This is a genomic window from Halomonas sp. 141 (assembly GCF_002810305.1).
Lineage (GTDB): Bacteria > Pseudomonadota > Gammaproteobacteria > Pseudomonadales > Halomonadaceae > Vreelandella > Vreelandella stevensii.
Genome location: NZ_PINZ01000016.1, coordinates 54,178 through 68,999, shown reverse-complemented (window position 1 = coordinate 68,999; position 14,822 = coordinate 54,178). Strand labels below are relative to the sequence as shown.

At 59.4% G+C, this 14,822-nt stretch carries 12 protein-coding genes and 1 rRNA gene; 8 read left to right on the top strand and 5 right to left on the bottom strand.

Annotation, left to right across the window (positions count from 1 at the left end):
- The first annotated feature begins 119 nt into the window (after positions 1-119).
- Positions 120-235, top strand: a 5S ribosomal RNA gene (gene rrf, locus CWI66_RS09450).
- A 165-nt stretch (positions 236-400) separates the two neighbouring features.
- On the opposite strand, the gene guaD is transcribed toward rrf, so the two are convergent.
- Genes guaD through xdhA form a run of 4 tightly spaced genes read right to left on the bottom strand, consistent with a single transcriptional unit; the run spans position 401 to position 6,449 of the window.
- Positions 401-1,717, bottom strand: coding sequence for a guanine deaminase (gene guaD, locus CWI66_RS09445; protein ID WP_100731530.1), 1,317 nt, complete (start codon positions 1,715-1,717; stop codon positions 401-403).
- Between the two features lies 1 nt (position 1,718).
- Positions 1,719-2,588 carry a xanthine dehydrogenase accessory protein XdhC gene (gene xdhC / locus CWI66_RS09440; protein WP_016913962.1) on the bottom strand — a complete coding sequence of 290 codons (870 nt, stop codon included), beginning with the start codon at positions 2,586-2,588 and terminating at the stop codon, positions 1,719-1,721.
- A complete protein-coding gene (gene xdhB, locus CWI66_RS09435) occupies positions 2,585-5,008 on the bottom strand; it encodes a xanthine dehydrogenase molybdopterin binding subunit (RefSeq protein WP_100731529.1) in 2,424 nt (807 codons plus the stop codon). The genes xdhC and xdhB overlap by 4 nt, the downstream gene beginning before the upstream one ends.
- Complete coding sequence (gene xdhA, locus CWI66_RS09430) at positions 4,992-6,449, bottom strand: xanthine dehydrogenase small subunit (RefSeq protein WP_100731528.1); 1,458 nt, start codon at positions 6,447-6,449, stop codon at positions 4,992-4,994. Before xdhA ends, xdhB begins: the two co-directional genes overlap by 17 nt.
- A gap of 208 nt (positions 6,450-6,657) precedes the next feature.
- On the opposite strand from xdhA, the gene CWI66_RS09425 reads away from it, so the two are divergent.
- Both CWI66_RS09425 and hrpB read left to right on the top strand, forming a co-directional pair.
- Complete coding sequence (locus tag CWI66_RS09425; RefSeq protein WP_100731527.1) at positions 6,658-7,308, top strand: TetR family transcriptional regulator C-terminal domain-containing protein; 651 nt, start codon at positions 6,658-6,660, stop codon at positions 7,306-7,308.
- Between the two features lie 8 nt (positions 7,309-7,316).
- On the top strand, positions 7,317-9,761 hold the full coding sequence (gene hrpB / locus CWI66_RS09420; protein WP_100731526.1) for an ATP-dependent helicase HrpB: 2,445 nt from the start codon (positions 7,317-7,319) through the stop codon (positions 9,759-9,761).
- Between the two features lie 19 nt (positions 9,762-9,780).
- Here the strand turns inward: hrpB and CWI66_RS09415 are convergent, their stop codons facing one another.
- A complete protein-coding gene (locus CWI66_RS09415) occupies positions 9,781-9,993 on the bottom strand; it encodes a hypothetical protein (RefSeq protein ID WP_100731525.1) in 213 nt (70 codons plus the stop codon).
- Between the two features lie 241 nt (positions 9,994-10,234).
- On the opposite strand from CWI66_RS09415, the gene CWI66_RS09410 reads away from it, so the two are divergent.
- The 5 genes from CWI66_RS09410 (at position 10,235) to CWI66_RS09390 (ending at position 14,821) form a co-directional block, all read left to right on the top strand.
- On the top strand, positions 10,235-10,408 hold the full coding sequence (locus CWI66_RS09410) for a DUF2970 domain-containing protein (protein ID WP_016913957.1): 174 nt from the start codon (positions 10,235-10,237) through the stop codon (positions 10,406-10,408).
- A gap of 124 nt (positions 10,409-10,532) precedes the next feature.
- Positions 10,533-11,651, top strand: coding sequence for a cytochrome c oxidase subunit II (gene coxB, locus CWI66_RS09405; protein WP_100731524.1), 1,119 nt, complete (start codon positions 10,533-10,535; stop codon positions 11,649-11,651).
- 42 nt (positions 11,652-11,693) lie between these two features.
- A complete protein-coding gene (gene ctaD / locus CWI66_RS09400) occupies positions 11,694-13,352 on the top strand; it encodes a cytochrome c oxidase subunit I (protein WP_081194352.1) in 1,659 nt (552 codons plus the stop codon).
- A gap of 27 nt (positions 13,353-13,379) precedes the next feature.
- Entirely contained in the window at positions 13,380-13,964 is a 585-nt protein-coding gene (locus CWI66_RS09395) for a cytochrome c oxidase assembly protein (protein ID WP_100731523.1), read from the top strand.
- A complete protein-coding gene (locus CWI66_RS09390; RefSeq protein WP_016913953.1) occupies positions 13,961-14,821 on the top strand; it encodes a cytochrome c oxidase subunit 3 in 861 nt (286 codons plus the stop codon). Before CWI66_RS09395 ends, CWI66_RS09390 begins: the two co-directional genes overlap by 4 nt.
- The last annotated feature ends 1 nt before the right edge of the window (position 14,822 follow it).

Below are 14,822 nucleotides of genomic sequence, written 5' to 3'. Positions count from 1 at the left end.
CGCACTCGACACACCGGATACGCCGCAGTGAGCCCAAGTGCTTGCTGACAAGAGACGCACACAATACACGTCAAAAATACGTCAAGAACACCTCAGCATGATATGCATTACCTGTTACGCCTGACGACCATAGCACGCGTGAACCACCTGATCCCATGCCGAACTCAGAAGTGAAACCGCTTAGCGCCGATGGTAGTGTGGGGTCTCCCCATGTGAGAGTAGGTCATCGTCAGGCACTTATTAAGTAGAAAGCCCCGAGCACACTGTGTTCGGGGCTTTTTGCTGTGCGTTAAATTTGTCGTTGGGAAAGGTCGTCGAGAAACGTTCGTTGGGAAAATTCCTCAGCAAAAAAACACCCAGCCTGTGGCTGGGTGAGAGTGACTTTACAAGAGATCGGCCGCTAGGCGTCTCTGCGGTGTTGGCATACGCCTCCGGCCCAGGTTTCATAGATAGCGCGGTCATCGGCGAGCATCATCAATGCAAATAGCCGTTCACCGAGGGTGGTGCAGTGCTGGCTACGTCGCTGCAGCAGGGACGTGGCGTCAGGGTCGATCACGACAAAGTCAGCTTCGTAGGAAGGTGCCAACTGTCCAATGTGGCTATCCAGAGAGAGGGCTTTGGCGTTGCCGTGGGTGAGGCCATAAAATCCTTGCCAGGCGGTCAGTGGCTGACCACGCAGTTGGCCTACCTGATAGGCGCTTTTCAAGGTGCCGAAGCCTGAAAGATCCGTGCCTGCGCCAATGTCGCTGGCATAGGTAAATGCCATGCCCGTCTCTCGGGCAGCGTCTCGGTCGAACAGGCCGCTACCCAGGAACAGGTTGGAGCTGGGGCAAAAGGCGATATTGGCGCCGCGCTCTGCCAACCGTTGGCGCATGCCGTTGTCCAAATGAATACCGTGGGCAAAGGTGCTGCGTGGGCCGACGAGCCCTGCTTCTTCGTAAACGGCCAAATAGTCTCGACTGCCGGGAAACAGTTCCGCCACCCAGTCCAGCTCTCCGCTGTTCTCGGCGAGGTGGGTCTGCAGCCATAGGGTAGGGTCATTGCGCAGCAGGGCACCTGCCGCGTCCATTTGCGCTCTGGTCGAGGTGGGCGCAAAACGCGGGGTAACGCTGTAACCGAGGCGCTGCTTCCCGTGCCAGTCCTCGATGAGCCGCTCTGTGTCGGAGATACCCGAGACGCCATCCATCAAGGCATCGGGGGCATTGCGATCCATCAGTACCTTGCCTACCAGCATGCGCAGCTGCCGCTTTTGGCAGGCTGCAAAAAAGGCATCCACGGAGCCCGGGTGGCTCGAGCCAAACACTTGCGCGGTGGTGGTACCTGCGCGCAGCATTTCGCTCAAGAACGCTTCCGATAACGCCTTGGCGTGATCATGATTGGCGAACTGGCACTCGGCCGGAAACGTGTAGTCATTCAGCCAATCCAGCAGTTGGCGCCCATAAGAGGCCATGATGTCCAACTGGACATAGTGGACGTGAGTATCGATGAATCCTGGCATGATGATCTTGCCGCGATGGTCGATCACTTCCGCTGCTTTAGGCAACTGATCAACCAGCCCGGCATAATGCCCCACTGCATGGATATGCCCACCCTTCAGCCACAAGAGGCCGTCAGCGTAGTGTTCCAGACTGCCAGGGTGGGGCAGGTTGCCATCGCCGGGATCGTTGGGAAAGCTGATTAATTCAGCGCGGATAAGCGTATCGGTGGGCAAGGTCATATCAACTCGAGTGCGTTGCAGTAGGGGCAAAAAGCGCGCGTAGCGTAGCGCTATCCAGGCCACGGGTCTCGGTGGCATAGGGTTGGTCGGTCAACCAGAGTAATTCCGTCACCACGCTCAGCGCGATGGCGTAGGGGGTTTTATTGCTGAGCTTGGTATTCCTGACCGAGCCGATGGGGCAGCGCACGCGCTGCAGTATCGGCTGGTCGACTCCTGCTCGGGAAAGGCGCCCTTTGAAACTCGCCCACTTGCTGTCGGAGCCTATCAATCCAATGGACGCAATATCGGCACGCTCCAGCAACCCCTTGATCAAGGCATAATCCTCATCATGATCGTGGGTCATGACCAGAGCATGGGTGCCAAGGGGTAAGCCTGCCACCGTATCTCCAACGTCGCCCAGTAAATGACAACTCAAGCGTGCACGAGGGACATCTGATTGGAAAGCATCGGCGCGGCTGTCATACCAATCGAGCTGCCAAGGCAGAGGAGCGCTGAGTTTGACTATCTCGCGCCCGACATGCCCCGCGCCGAACAGGGCAATGTGAGCGGTGGCGCCCAGAAATACTTCCAGCAGGACGTTGACCAGCCCGCCACAGCACTGCCCGCTACGCCCGCCCAGCGAAAAGGATTCCAGTGAGAACCCCGCTTGGCGCTGGCTCAAGAGGGAGCGAGCCTGCTGAATGGTCTGCCACTCGAAGGTGCCGCCGCCCAGCGTATCGAAGACAGCGTGTTCGGTAATCACCATGCGTGCGCCAGGCTCCCGGGGCGTGGAGCCTGCGCTGGTCATCTGGGTGGCCAAGACATGAGGCGTGCCGTGGCGTTGACAATGGTCGAGGGCGGCATGCCAGGTCATGGGCGTTTCATGGGTCATAAGGCACTTTTCCGAATGGCATGCGCTGCCAGCATGACACGCTCGGGCGTGGCCGGGGTATCCAGACGCGGCGAGCTGCGGTAGTCATCCAGGCTGGCGAGGGCATCGCGCAGGGCCGACCAGACGCATATCCCCAGCATGAAGGGCGGCTCACCCACCGCTTTGGAGCGGTACAGGCTGGCCATGGAATTAGGGTGTCCTTCCAGCAGTTCGACATTGAAGACGCTGGGCAGATCCCCGAAGGTGGGAATTTTGTAGGTCGCTGGACCATCGCTGACCAGCGTCCCTTCACTGTTCCATTTGAGCTCTTCGCTGGTCAGCCAGCCCATGCCCTGAATGAAACCGCCTTCTACCTGACCAATGTCGATGGCCGGGTTGAGCGAGTTGCCGACATCATGAAGTATGTCGACACGCTCGACCTGATACTCGCCGGTCAACGTGTCGACACTGACCTCCGCCGCTGCCGCGCCAAAGGCGTAATAATAAAATGGGCGGCCTTGGCCGGTCGCGCGATTGTAATGAATCAGTGGCGTCGCGTAGAAGCCTTTCTCGGACAGCGAAACCCGATGTAAATACGCCGTTTGCACCAGCTCGCCCCAGGCAATACGGCGCTCACTTTCGCCTATGCCTGCGATGAGCATACCGTCCCTCATCTCCATGCCTTCACGATCCAGCCCGCCCTCGAAGTGGTTGGCGGCAAAATCGAACAGACGCTCACGCAGTTTGATGGCAGCATCGCGGGCGGCCATGCCGTTCAAATCCGCACCGCTGGAGGCTGCCGTGGGGGAAGTGTTCGGCACCTTGTCCGTTCGTGTGGCGCTGATGCGCACGCTCTCCAGATCCAGCCCCAGTTCCAGAGCCACCACCTGGCAGATCTTGGTGTGCAGGCCTTGCCCCATTTCAGTGCCGCCGTGGTTGATCAGGATGCTGCCATCGGTATAGACGTGTAGCAGCGCGCCGGCCTGGTTGAGGTGCTGGGCGGTGAAGGAGATGCCGAACTTGACGGGTGTCAGTGCCAGCCCTTTCTTGATGACGGAGCTGGAGGCGTTGAAGTCCCGTATCTGCTGTCGACGCGTCCAGTACTCGCTGCGTTGCTCGAGGCGCTCGACGAGCGTGTGAAGCAACTGCTTCTGGTCGACCTGCTGCCCGTAATGGGTCATGTCGCGTTCGGGACGATAAAAGTTGCGCTTGCGGATGGTCAGCGGGTCTTCACCGACATGGCGGGCAATATCGTCCATGGCCGCTTCGATGATCATCATGCCCTGGGGGCCGCCAAACCCGCGAAAAGCGGTGTTCGATGCGGTGTGGGTGCGGGCGCGATGGCCGGTGACTCGGGCATTGCCCAGTGAGTAGGCATTGTCTGCGTGAAACATGGCGCGGTCGACAATGGCATCGGAAAGGTCGGGGGAGTAGCCGCAGTCGCCGATCACGGTAATGTCGCTGCCTTGAATCACTCCCTGTGAATCGATGGCCAGCCGATAGCGGCTGTGAAAGGGGTGGCGCTTGCCAGTGGCGCGCATGTCGTCACGTCTGGGCAGGCGAAGACGCGTGGCCTTGCCGGTGCGTCGTGCGATGAGGGCAGCAATGCAGGCCCAGGGGGATGCCTGGGTTTCCTTGCCTCCAAAACCACCCCCCATGCGCCGTACTTCAACCGTGACGGCATGAAATGGGATACCAAGCACTTCGGCAACCAGCTTTTGGGTTTCACTGGGGTGCTGGTTGGAGGTGTGAACCATGACGCCTTCGTCTTCGCTCGGAATGACGACGCACGCCTGGCCCTCCAGATAGAAGTGCTCTTGTCCACCAATGAACAGCGCACCTTCCAGCACGTGTTCAGCTTGCTCCAGTGTGGTCTGCCAGTCACCACGCTGTTGGGTGTGGCTGGGGCGAACGAACTCCTCTTGAGCAGCGGCTTGAACGGCATCCAGCTGTGCTGGCAGCTTGTCGATCTGCACATCGGCAAGCAGAATCGCTTGACGCGCCGCCCCCAGGGAAGTGGCAGCCACGGCAAACAGGCACTGCCCTGAATAGCTGATCTCACGCTCGACGAAGATAGGGTCGCCAGGGAAGACCGGGCCGATGTCCGTGTGGCCAGGCACGTCGTGGAATGTGATCACGTCGACCACCCCGGGGGCGCTGCGAACGGCCTCCAGGTCGAGGTGCGTCAAGGTGCCGTGGGCCACCGGTGAGAGCCCCAGAGCCACGTGTAAAGCATCAGCAGGTGTCTTGAGGTCGTCGATATAGAGTGCTTTCCCCGTCACATGTTTTTCGGCGCTCTCATGAAAGCTGGAGGACCCCGCCTGGCGCTGTCCGCGGCTGTCCACGGTATGGCGCGCCAGGGGGGCCGCGCCATGTATACGCTGGTCGAGCTCATGCCGGGCCCGGCGACTGTCGTTGTCGAGTTTAGTGAGCGTACGCATGCAACATGACCTCCTGTTCTGGTGATGAAAGCGACAAGTAGAGTCGTTCCAGCAGATTGGCGGCCGCCAGCTGACGATACTGCTGGCTGCCTCGCACGTCACTCATGGGCTCGAACTCATCTTGCAGCGCTTGCCGGGCCGCTTGAAAGGCCTGTTTGCCTACCCGTTGCCCTTCCAGCGCGGCCTCCGTTGCCGGGGCACGTCGGGGCGTGGCGGCCATCCCGCCGAAGGCGATGCGCACGTCGCTTAACTTGCCGTCCTCCAGGCGGTAGCTAAAGGCACCCAGAACGGCAGAGATATCGTCTTCACGGCGTTTAGAGAGCTTCCACACTCTGAGAGAAGCACTCTTCTCCAGAGCAGGAATAAAGATACGTGTGATGACCTCATCGGCGGCCAGCGCCGTTTTCTTATAATCGATAAAGAACGCCTGCAGCGGCAAACAGCGGGTACCCGCATGGCTGGCCAGTTCGAGATGAGCGCCGAGTGCCAGCAGTACGGGTGGGGTATCACCAATGGGGGATGCATTGGCGATATTGCCGCCGAGGGTTCCCCGGTTACGCACTTGTTCCGAGCCCAGCCGATGGAGCAGGTGCGCGAAAGCGGGGAAGTGAGTTGCCAGCAGCGGAGCAAGCCGCGAATAGGTCACCGCCGCGCCGACCCACCATCCTTCCTGCCCCTGAAAGGTCGCTGGCGAGATCATGCTCAGCTCGGGCACGCGAGTGGTATCGATCAGTTGATCCAGTGCGGCCAAGCGCTGGGTCGTTTCCAGCCATAGGTCCGTGGCGCCAGCGACCAGTCTGGCATTGGGCAGGTCGCGCCGCAGCGCTGTCAGTTCGCTCAGCGACCTCGGCTGTGCAAATAGCGGGCCTTCCTGAGGGGCTTGTGTGGAGTTGTCGCCATCCTGCGAGTCAGACAGCGTGGCATCCCACCATTGAGGCGGCTGCCAGTCGCTGGCGTGCATGGTCAGCGCGGCATCACGAATCGGGCGATAGCCCGTGCAGCGGCAAAGGTTGCCACCCAGCGCGGCTTCCAGACGTTCGGGGGTCAAGGGGGCAGGTTGGCGCTGCTGTTGCGTATGCAAACTGAACAGCGACATGACGATGCCCGGCGTACAGAAACCACACTGGCTGCCGTGGCAGTCGATCATGGCGCGCTGCGCAGGGTGCAAGGAGTTGCCCTGCGACAGGCCTTCCACAGTGACGAGATGTTGGCCATGCAGTTGATGGGCCGGGGTAATGCACGCATTGACCGTCAGGAACGGTGGCTGGTCGGGGTCGCTGCTTTTCAAGGCAACCGTACAAGCGCCACAGTCGCCGGACGCGCAGCCCTCTTTTGTGCCCGTGGCCCCCAAATGGTCGCGTAACAGCGTTAGAATACTGGTCTCAGGGGGCACTCGACACTGTTGACGGGTGCCATTGAGCAGAAACTCAATCGTTGCCATGCCAAACTCCGTTATGATTGTTCTGACCGATTGGTCAATAATGGTGAGCTTGGGACAAAAAAGCGTGGCTTGCAAGACTTTGTTGTCAGCGCGTTTTGTTGCCCTGAAACGATGCATGAAGAGCGAAAATGCCCCTTTTTGCAGCGTTGTCCGACGTTGGGCCTGAGCTGATCGGCACAACCCGAGCCTATATCAAGGAGCTTACTCAATGACGCTTGATACCGCTAACCATGAGAGCGCCAGCAGGGACCGCATCGAGCAGACGATATTGAGTGCCGCCGAACAGGTGTTTGCTCAGCATGGTTATCGCGGAGCCAGCCTGCAGTCGATTGCCGACGTCGCGGGTTTGCCCAAGGCCAATATCCTCTATTACATGGGGAGCAAGCAGGCGCTCTATGTGCGACTACTGAATCGCATGATGAAGCGCTGGAACGCGGTGCTGGAAGACATTACCCCTGCGAGTGACCCAGCAGCCGTATTGAGCGATTTTATTCGCACCAAAATGGTGCTTGGTCAGCGCTATCCCGAGGGTTCCAGGCTGTTTGCGGCTGAAATTCTGGGCGGCGCACCTTTTCTGAAGGATTACCTGAACGGTGAGCTGAGAGAGTGGGTCAGTAGCCGTGCCGCTATCATGCGAGAGTGGTCGCGGCAGGGGAAGATGGATGATGTGGATCCTCGTTGGCTGATTTTTCTGATCTGGTCATCCACCCAGCACTATACCGAATATAGTGCCCAGGTGAACGGCATTCTCGGCCAGGAGGCACTGGCCGAGGAAGACATCGACGCTATTTGTCGCTTCCTGGAGCATGTGATCTTGAAAGGCTGTGGCATAGAGCGCCCAGTCGTATCCATTGCATGAGTTCGACCATGCCTGAGCTGCCCATCGAGCAACACCTGGCGTCGATCGAAGACGCTCTGGACACCCACTCTCGCCTCATCCTGGTGGCGCAGCCCGGCGCGGGCAAGACCACCCGCGTGCCCTTGAGACTCATCGAACGCCCCTGGGCGCGTGGCCAGCGCCTGCTGATGCTCGAACCTCGGCGGGTGGCGGCCAGGTTGGCGGCGACTTACATGGCCGCTCAGTTGGGTGAGCCGGTGGGTAAGCGTATTGGCTATCGCATGCGCGGTGATCAACGGGTGGGGCCTGATACGCAGCTGGAAGTGATCACTCAAGGGGTGCTGACGCGCATGCTGCAGGATGACCCGCTGCTGGAGGGGGTGGCCGGCATTCTCTTCGATGAGTTTCATGAACGCAGTATCGAGTCCGACCTGGGTCTGGCGCTGGCAATGGACGTGCAGCAAAGCATTCGTGACGATCTCCGCCTGGTGGTGATGTCCGCGACGCTGGATATAGAGGCGCTGCGTACCTTGCTGGGCGAGCATACTCCGGTGATCGAGAGCAGTGGCCGCGCCTTTCCGGTCACCACGCTATATCGGCCAGCTGTTGGCGGTGAGACCGCCGCCATGGCGGCGCGCAGCGTCGTGGAGGAGGCCGTGGCGCTGGACGATGCCCAGGACATATTGGTCATCTTGCCCGGCGTGGCGGAGATCCGTCGGCTCGCCCAAGTGCTGGCGTCATCAACGCTGACGCTGGATATTCGCACGCTGCATGGCGGCATGACGCTGGATGCTCAACAAGCCGCACTTAGCCCTGGTACGCAGCGGCGGGTGATCATTTCCACCTCGATTACCGAATCGAGCCTGACGGTCGACGGCGTCAACGTCGTCATTGACGCAGGCCTTGAACGGGTGCCCGAGTTCAGTGCCCAAACAGGGCTTACGCGATTGACCACCCGTCGCGTCAACCGCGCCAGCGCCGACCAGCGGCGTGGGCGCGCGGGGCGCCAGCAATCAGGCTACTGCTATCGTCTGTGGGCGCAGGACCAGCCGCTGGTCGCGCACCGTGAACCCGAGATGCTGCAGGCCGATCTCTCGCGTCTGGCGCTGGAACTGGCGCTATGGGGCGTTAATTCACCCGACGCGCTGGCCTGGCTATCTCCACCGCCCAGGGGCGCATGGCAGAGCGCACGCGACCTTCTCCAGCGGCTGGGGCTGCTCGACCAGGCAGGCGGGCTGACACCGCTGGGGCAGCAGTGCGGTACCTTGCCGGTGGAGCCTCGCCTGGCCGCGATGCTGGTGCGCTCCAAGGCGGGAGAAAATACCGCGCTGGCCTGTGCGTTGGCAGCGCTGCTGGAGGGCCGGGAACGTCTTGAGGGAACACTGCAGGAAGCCCTGGCCGCTCGGCTGAAAACACCTTCTGCATTCCCAACCTGGCACCAGGAAGTCAAGCGTCTGGCGGCGCTGATGGGCTGCACGGTGCCGTCACGCCTTGATCTGGAGCCTCTGGGTGAGCTGCTTGCGGTGGCGTTTCCTGACCGAGTGGCCCAGCTCATGAACCTCGGACGTTTCAAGCTGGCCAATGGCAAGACGGCAACGCTATCGCCGCAGCACCCGTTGGCCAACGAGCCGTATCTGGTGGCCGTTCACCTCGACAGCGCTAGCCGTGATGCACCGATCCAGAGGGCAGTGCCCCTCTCCGAACAGGCTTTGCGAGCCCTGTATCCGGCGACGGCGACGTGGCACGAACGGGTTGCCTGGCAAGAGCCGCCGGGCAAGCTGGTGGCCGACGCAGTGCAGTGTCACGGTGAGCTGGTATTGGCGGTACGCCCGCTCCAGACGCTGCCCGCCGCCGCTGCCGAGAAAGCGCTGATGAGCGCTTTGCAGCGCCGCCCTGCAGCTTTGCTGAATGACGAGGTCAGGCGCTTGCAGGGGCGCATGGCGCTGCTGGCGCGTACTTTCCCGGGCCAGTGGCCCGACTGGTCCGATGCTGGATTGGTGGATGATCTGGAGGGTTGGCTGGCGCCTTATGTGGCCGGTATGACTCGGCTGGGACAGGTCGAAAAGCTGCCCTTCGCGCGGTGCCTGCTGGAGACGCTGACGTGGGAAGCGCAGAGTGCGTTTGCCCGCTTGGTGCCTACCGGGCTCAGGGCGCCTGGTGGCAACACGATTACGCTGGACTATCTGCCCTGCCTGGAGGGCAGGCCGCCGGTGCTGGCACTGAAGCTGCAGGAGGCCTTTGGCTGGCAAGAAACACCGACCGTGGCCGAAGGGCAAGTGGCCGTGATGATTCACCTACTGTCACCGGCACGACGCCCCCTGCAGGTCACACAGGACTTGCGTAGCTTCTGGCTGACCGGCTACCCGGAGGTGAGAAAAGAGATGCGCGGGCGGTATCCAAAGCACCCCTGGCCAGAAGATCCTTTGTCAGCCCAAGCCACGGCACTGACCAAGCGCCGCTTGGGCAACGCTTGAAGGTGCCAATGCGTGCTCTTTACTCTTGTGCGGATTCCGGTACTTCTCCGGGGCGTTGATAGCGTACCCCGTCCGCACGAGGCTCTTCGTAACGCTTGTTTTCATCCTCGGAAACAACCCCAAAGATCGTTTCCTGTGAGCCATCTGGCCACGTGTAAGTGGTGCAGCCCGCCAGGCTCGATAGACCAAGAACAACAACGACACCAGACAGCGTGATACGACGCTTGGGCATGAAAAACTCCCTAAAGTTGACACATGCTCATGAAAAAGGGGGATGACGAGTGCTGCGTAGTGTGAAGCGCACGATCACTGCTCGCAAGCTAATTTCCTCGGCCCGACATCAGCGCTGAAAAGGCGGGCAGTGGCGAGTATCCATGCCTTGTGTCTATGCTGAACAGGCAGCCCGCTTTTTTCAAAAAGAGCATTTGGCAGTCGATCAGGCAATCTGAGGCTGATGAGAGGGGGGAGGGGGTATGTGGTCAGTCTTGAAGTCGGTGCTGGCAGCGTTGATCGGGGTTCAGAATGACCGCCAACGTCGCCAGGATTTCTCCAGCGAGCGTCCCGGTGCGTTCATCGTGACGGGTATCGTCGTGACGCTCCTGTTCGTACTGGTCATTGCCTGGTTGGCCCAGTGGGTCGCTGGATGAACCGTTGAGGCAAATCACGCAAGGTTTGCGTGACGAATGGCATTTGTTTTCTATACTGAGATTGACGTCTTAATCCTGCTTTAATAAAAGCATGGCGAGAACAACAATAATAAAGGAGGTTTCTATGCCCCCAGTGTGGCGATGGCTACTACTTCCCTCATCGAGTCTTGCCGTTGCGTCAGTGGCGTCGGCCAATAGTTGGAATATGCCGGTGGGTGTCACGGACGTCAGCCGTGATATCTTCAATCTGCATATGACCATTTTTTGGATCTGCGTCGTGATTGGCGTCATCGTGTTCGGCGTGATGTTTTACTCCCTGTTTCGCTATCGACACGCCAAGGGAGCCAAGGCAGCCCATTTTCACGAACACACCACGGTGGAAGTGTTGTGGACGGCCATTCCTGTGCTGATTCTGGTTGGCATGGCAATTCCTGCCACCGCCACGCTCAAGAATATGTATGACGCCTCGGAAGCCGATCTGGATGTGATGATTACCGGGCAGCAGTGGCGCTGGCGCTACGAATACCTGGGCGAAGACGTTGCTTTCAACTCCAACATGAGCACGCCCTGGGAACAGATCCGAGGGGAGGAGGAGCGCGGAGAGCATTATCTGCTCGACGTGGACGAACCGCTGGTCTTGCCAATCAATCGCAAAGTACGCTTTTTGATGACCTCAGACGATGTCATCCACTCCTGGTGGGTGCCCGAGCTGGCAGTCAAGCAGGATACGATCCCCGGCTTCATCAATGAAAACTGGGTGCAGATCAATACTCCCGGTATTTATCGCGGACAGTGTGCCGAACTGTGTGGCGTCAATCATGGCTTCATGCCTGTCGTGGTACATGCCATGGAAGAAGAGGAATTCGATGCCTGGCTGGTAGAGCGGCGTGAAGCGGCCGAGCAGGAGGCCATGGGCGTCGACCGTGAATGGGAAATGGAGGAACTGATGGCCAGAGGGGAAGCGGTGTACCGCGCCATCTGTTCTTCTTGCCATCAAGCCGAAGGGCAAGGGGCGATGCCGGCCTTCCCGGCATTGGCCGGTAATGATCAGTTGATCGAAGACCTGGATTGGCATATCGACAGGATCGTCAATGGGGTCTCTGGTGCGGCGATGCCGGCTTTCCGATCCACGCTCAATCCCGTGGAGCTTGCGGCGGTGGTTACCTATACCCGCAATGCCTGGGGCAATGACGCGGGTGATACGGTGCAGCCAGCCAGGATCGCCGAGCTGATTGCCCAGTAACACCAGGCTACCCATAACAATGAAAAGCAGGCGGAGAAGCTCATGGCGCCCCAACTACCCCCTCAGCACCCGTTACAGCATAGTTCCACCACCCACGCTGGCGGCCACGGCAGTGCCACTCCTGCCCATCACCAGCATGCACACCCGCCCAAAGGGCTTATGCGCTGGCTACTGACCACCAATCACAAGGAGATCGGTACGCTCTATCTGATCTTCTCTCTGACGATGTTCTTTATTGGGGGTATCTTTGCACTGGTGGTTCGAGCGGAGCTTTTCCAGCCGGGGCTCCAGTTGGTACAGCCCGAGTTTTTCAATCAGATGACCACCATGCATGGCTTGATCATGGTGTTTGCAGCCGTCATGCCTGCCTTCACGGGACTGGCCAACTGGATGATCCCGCTGCAGATCGGGGCGCCTGATATGGCGCTTCCCCGGCTCAATAACTTCAGCTTCTGGCTGCTGCCCGTCGCCTTCACGCTGCTGCTTTCAACACTTTTCATGCCGGGTGGCGGGCCCAATTTTGGCTGGACCTTCTATGCGCCCTTGTCCACCACCTATGCGCCGCCCTCCACGACCTTTTTCATTCTGGCGCTGCACATTGCCGGTATCAGCTCCATTCTGGGGGCGATCAACATCATCGCCACCATCCTCAACATGCGTGCCCCGGGGATGCGCATGATGGACATGCCGCTGTTCGTCTGGACATGGCTCATTACCGCTTTCCTGCTGATTGCCGTCATGCCCGTGCTGGCGGGGGTGATTACCATGATGCTCATGGATATCAACTTTGGGACCAGCTTCTTTGATGCTTCGGGGGGCGGTGATCCGGTGCTGTTCCAACACCTGTTCTGGTTCTTTGGGCACCCCGAGGTCTACATCATGATTCTGCCGGCCTTCGGTATCGTGTCGGCGATCATTCCTACCTTTGCGCGCAAACGTCTGTTTGGCTACGCCTCTATGGTGTATGCCACGGGGGCCATTGCACTGCTGTCGTTTTTGGTCTGGGCGCACCACATGTTCGTGGTGGGCTTGCCGCTGGCAGCCGAACTCTTCTTCATGTACACCACCATGCTGATCGCCGTGCCAACCGGCGTGAAGGTATTTAACTGGGTTACGACGCTATTTCGAGGCTCCATCAGCTTCGAACCCCCTATGCTGTTTGCCTTGGCATTCGTGGTGCTGTTCACCATCGGTGGTTTTTCCGGGCTGATGCTGGCCATTGCTCCTGCCGACTTTCAATACCATGACACGTATTTCGTGGTCGCTCATTTTCACTATGTGCTCGTGCCGGGGGCCATCTTTGCCATCATGGCAGGCGTGTACTACTGGCTGCCCAAATGGACCGGCCACTATCCCAACGAGCGTTTGGCTCAGTGCCATTTCTGGTGCTCGATCATTGGGGTCAACCTGACCTTTTTCCCCATGCATTTTGCCGGGTTGGCGGGCATGCCCAGACGGATTCCCGACTATGCGCTGCAGTTCGCCGACTTCAATCTTCTGTCTAGTATCGGCGCGTTCTTCTTCGGTTTCTCTCAACTGCTGTTCGTGCTGGTCGTCGTGCTGTGTGTCAGAGGCGGCAAAAAAGCACCGGCCAAGGCCTGGGAGGGGGCCGAGGATCTAGAGTGGAGCGTGCCCAGCCCAGCGCCACTGCATACCTTCGAAACGCCGCCTGTTTTCCATCGGCAACAGGCCCATGACTAATGGTTTGACAGGCGGGAGGGCTCGCGTATGGCGACCAGTAGTGAAAAGCAGGCGGTAGCGGTGAGGCGTACGGTCATTCGCAGCGTAGCGGCGCTGGTGGGGATGTTCGCCTTCGCCTTTGCGCTGGTGCCGCTTTACGACGTTTTCTGCCGTATCACCGGGCTGAATGGCAAGGTGGATACGACCGCCCAGGCCATCGTTCATGAGGAGGTGGATACGTCGCGCTTTATTACGGTGCAGTTCATCACCCGGGGGAGTGCGGGCTTGCCCTGGCAAATGAGCGTAGCCACGCGTCAAATGCGCGTACATCCCGGTCAAACCGCCGAGGTCGATTTTACCTTCACCAACAATAGCCAGTCCCAGAATTGGGGGCGGGCAGTGCCCAGCGTGTCGCCTTCCAATGCCACCACACACTTGCGCAAGGTCAGCTGTTTCTGTTTTCAAGAGCAGCAGTTGCAGGGGCAGGAGCGGTTGACCATCCCGTTGGTATTTCAACTGGCTCGGGACCTGCCGCCGGATATCAATACCATCACGCTGGTATATACCCTCTATCCCGTTCATCGCGTCGCACTGAGTGACGCCTATGAAAGCGTTCCAGGAGGCAGCATATGAGCAGTGGCAGCTATTACGTACCTGCGACCAGCCGATGGCCCGTATTGGGCTCGATTGCGCTAGGTGTGATGATGATCGGTGCCGGTATTCAACTGGTCTATGGCACCGGTATGCCGGTCTTGGCGGTTGGATTGGTGGCCGTAGTGGCGGTCATGGGGCTCTGGTTCCGCGATGTCGTACATGAGTCCATGGGCGGTTTGTACGACGCCCAGATGGACCGCTCGTTTCGCTGGGGCATGGGGTGGTTCATCTTTTCGGAAGTGATGTTCTTTGCAGCCTTTTTCGGCGCGCTTTTCTACATCCGCACCTTCGCGCTCCCCTGGCTGGGCGGCGAGGGCGCCAAAGGGGTATCGGCGCTGCTATGGCCGGGCTTCATTCCCGAGTGGCCGTTATTGAATCCTCCTGATGCTGCCGTGGCAGGGCCCCATAGCGTGCTGAGCCCGTGGCAGTTGCCGCTGGTCAATACCCTGCTGCTGATCACCTCTAGCATTACCCTGACCGTCGCTCATGAAGCGCTCAAGATGGGCTATCGATCAACATGCCGGAATTGGCTGGCGGCTACGGTGGGGTTGGGCATTTGCTTCATCGTCATCCAAGGGGTCGAGTATTACGAGGCCTACCATCATTACGGGATTACCCTGGAAGCCGGTATTTTCGGGGCGACCTTTTTTATTCTGACGGGCTTTCATGGCATCCACGTGATCATTGGCACGCTGATTCTGGCTATCATGCTGGTCAGAATCATCAAGGGCCATTTCGCCAATGAGCAGCATTTTGCTTTCGAGGCCTCCTGCTGGTACTGGCATTTTGTCGATGTCGTATGGGTGGGGCTGTTCATCTTTGTCTATGTACTGTAGG

What these genes read in the sequence shown, in the direction of transcription:
- guaD (WP_100731530.1), bottom strand. Translation starts at nt 1,717, where the DNA reads ATGACCTTGCCCACCGATACGCTTATCCGCGCTGAATTAATCAGCTTT.
- xdhC (WP_016913962.1), bottom strand. Translation starts at nt 2,588, where the DNA reads ATGACCCATGAAACGCCCATGACCTGGCATGCCGCCCTCGACCATTGT.
- xdhB (WP_100731529.1), bottom strand. Translation starts at nt 5,008, where the DNA reads ATGCGTACGCTCACTAAACTCGACAACGACAGTCGCCGGGCCCGGCAT.
- xdhA (WP_100731528.1), bottom strand. Translation starts at nt 6,449, where the DNA reads ATGGCAACGATTGAGTTTCTGCTCAATGGCACCCGTCAACAGTGTCGA.
- CWI66_RS09425 (WP_100731527.1), top strand. Translation starts at nt 6,658, where the DNA reads ATGACGCTTGATACCGCTAACCATGAGAGCGCCAGCAGGGACCGCATC.
- hrpB (WP_100731526.1), top strand. Translation starts at nt 7,317, where the DNA reads ATGCCTGAGCTGCCCATCGAGCAACACCTGGCGTCGATCGAAGACGCT.
- CWI66_RS09415 (WP_100731525.1), bottom strand. Translation starts at nt 9,993, where the DNA reads ATGCCCAAGCGTCGTATCACGCTGTCTGGTGTCGTTGTTGTTCTTGGT.
- CWI66_RS09410 (WP_016913957.1), top strand. Translation starts at nt 10,235, where the DNA reads ATGTGGTCAGTCTTGAAGTCGGTGCTGGCAGCGTTGATCGGGGTTCAG.
- coxB (WP_100731524.1), top strand. Translation starts at nt 10,533, where the DNA reads ATGCCCCCAGTGTGGCGATGGCTACTACTTCCCTCATCGAGTCTTGCC.
- ctaD (WP_081194352.1), top strand. Translation starts at nt 11,694, where the DNA reads ATGGCGCCCCAACTACCCCCTCAGCACCCGTTACAGCATAGTTCCACC.
- CWI66_RS09395 (WP_100731523.1), top strand. Translation starts at nt 13,380, where the DNA reads ATGGCGACCAGTAGTGAAAAGCAGGCGGTAGCGGTGAGGCGTACGGTC.
- CWI66_RS09390 (WP_016913953.1), top strand. Translation starts at nt 13,961, where the DNA reads ATGAGCAGTGGCAGCTATTACGTACCTGCGACCAGCCGATGGCCCGTA.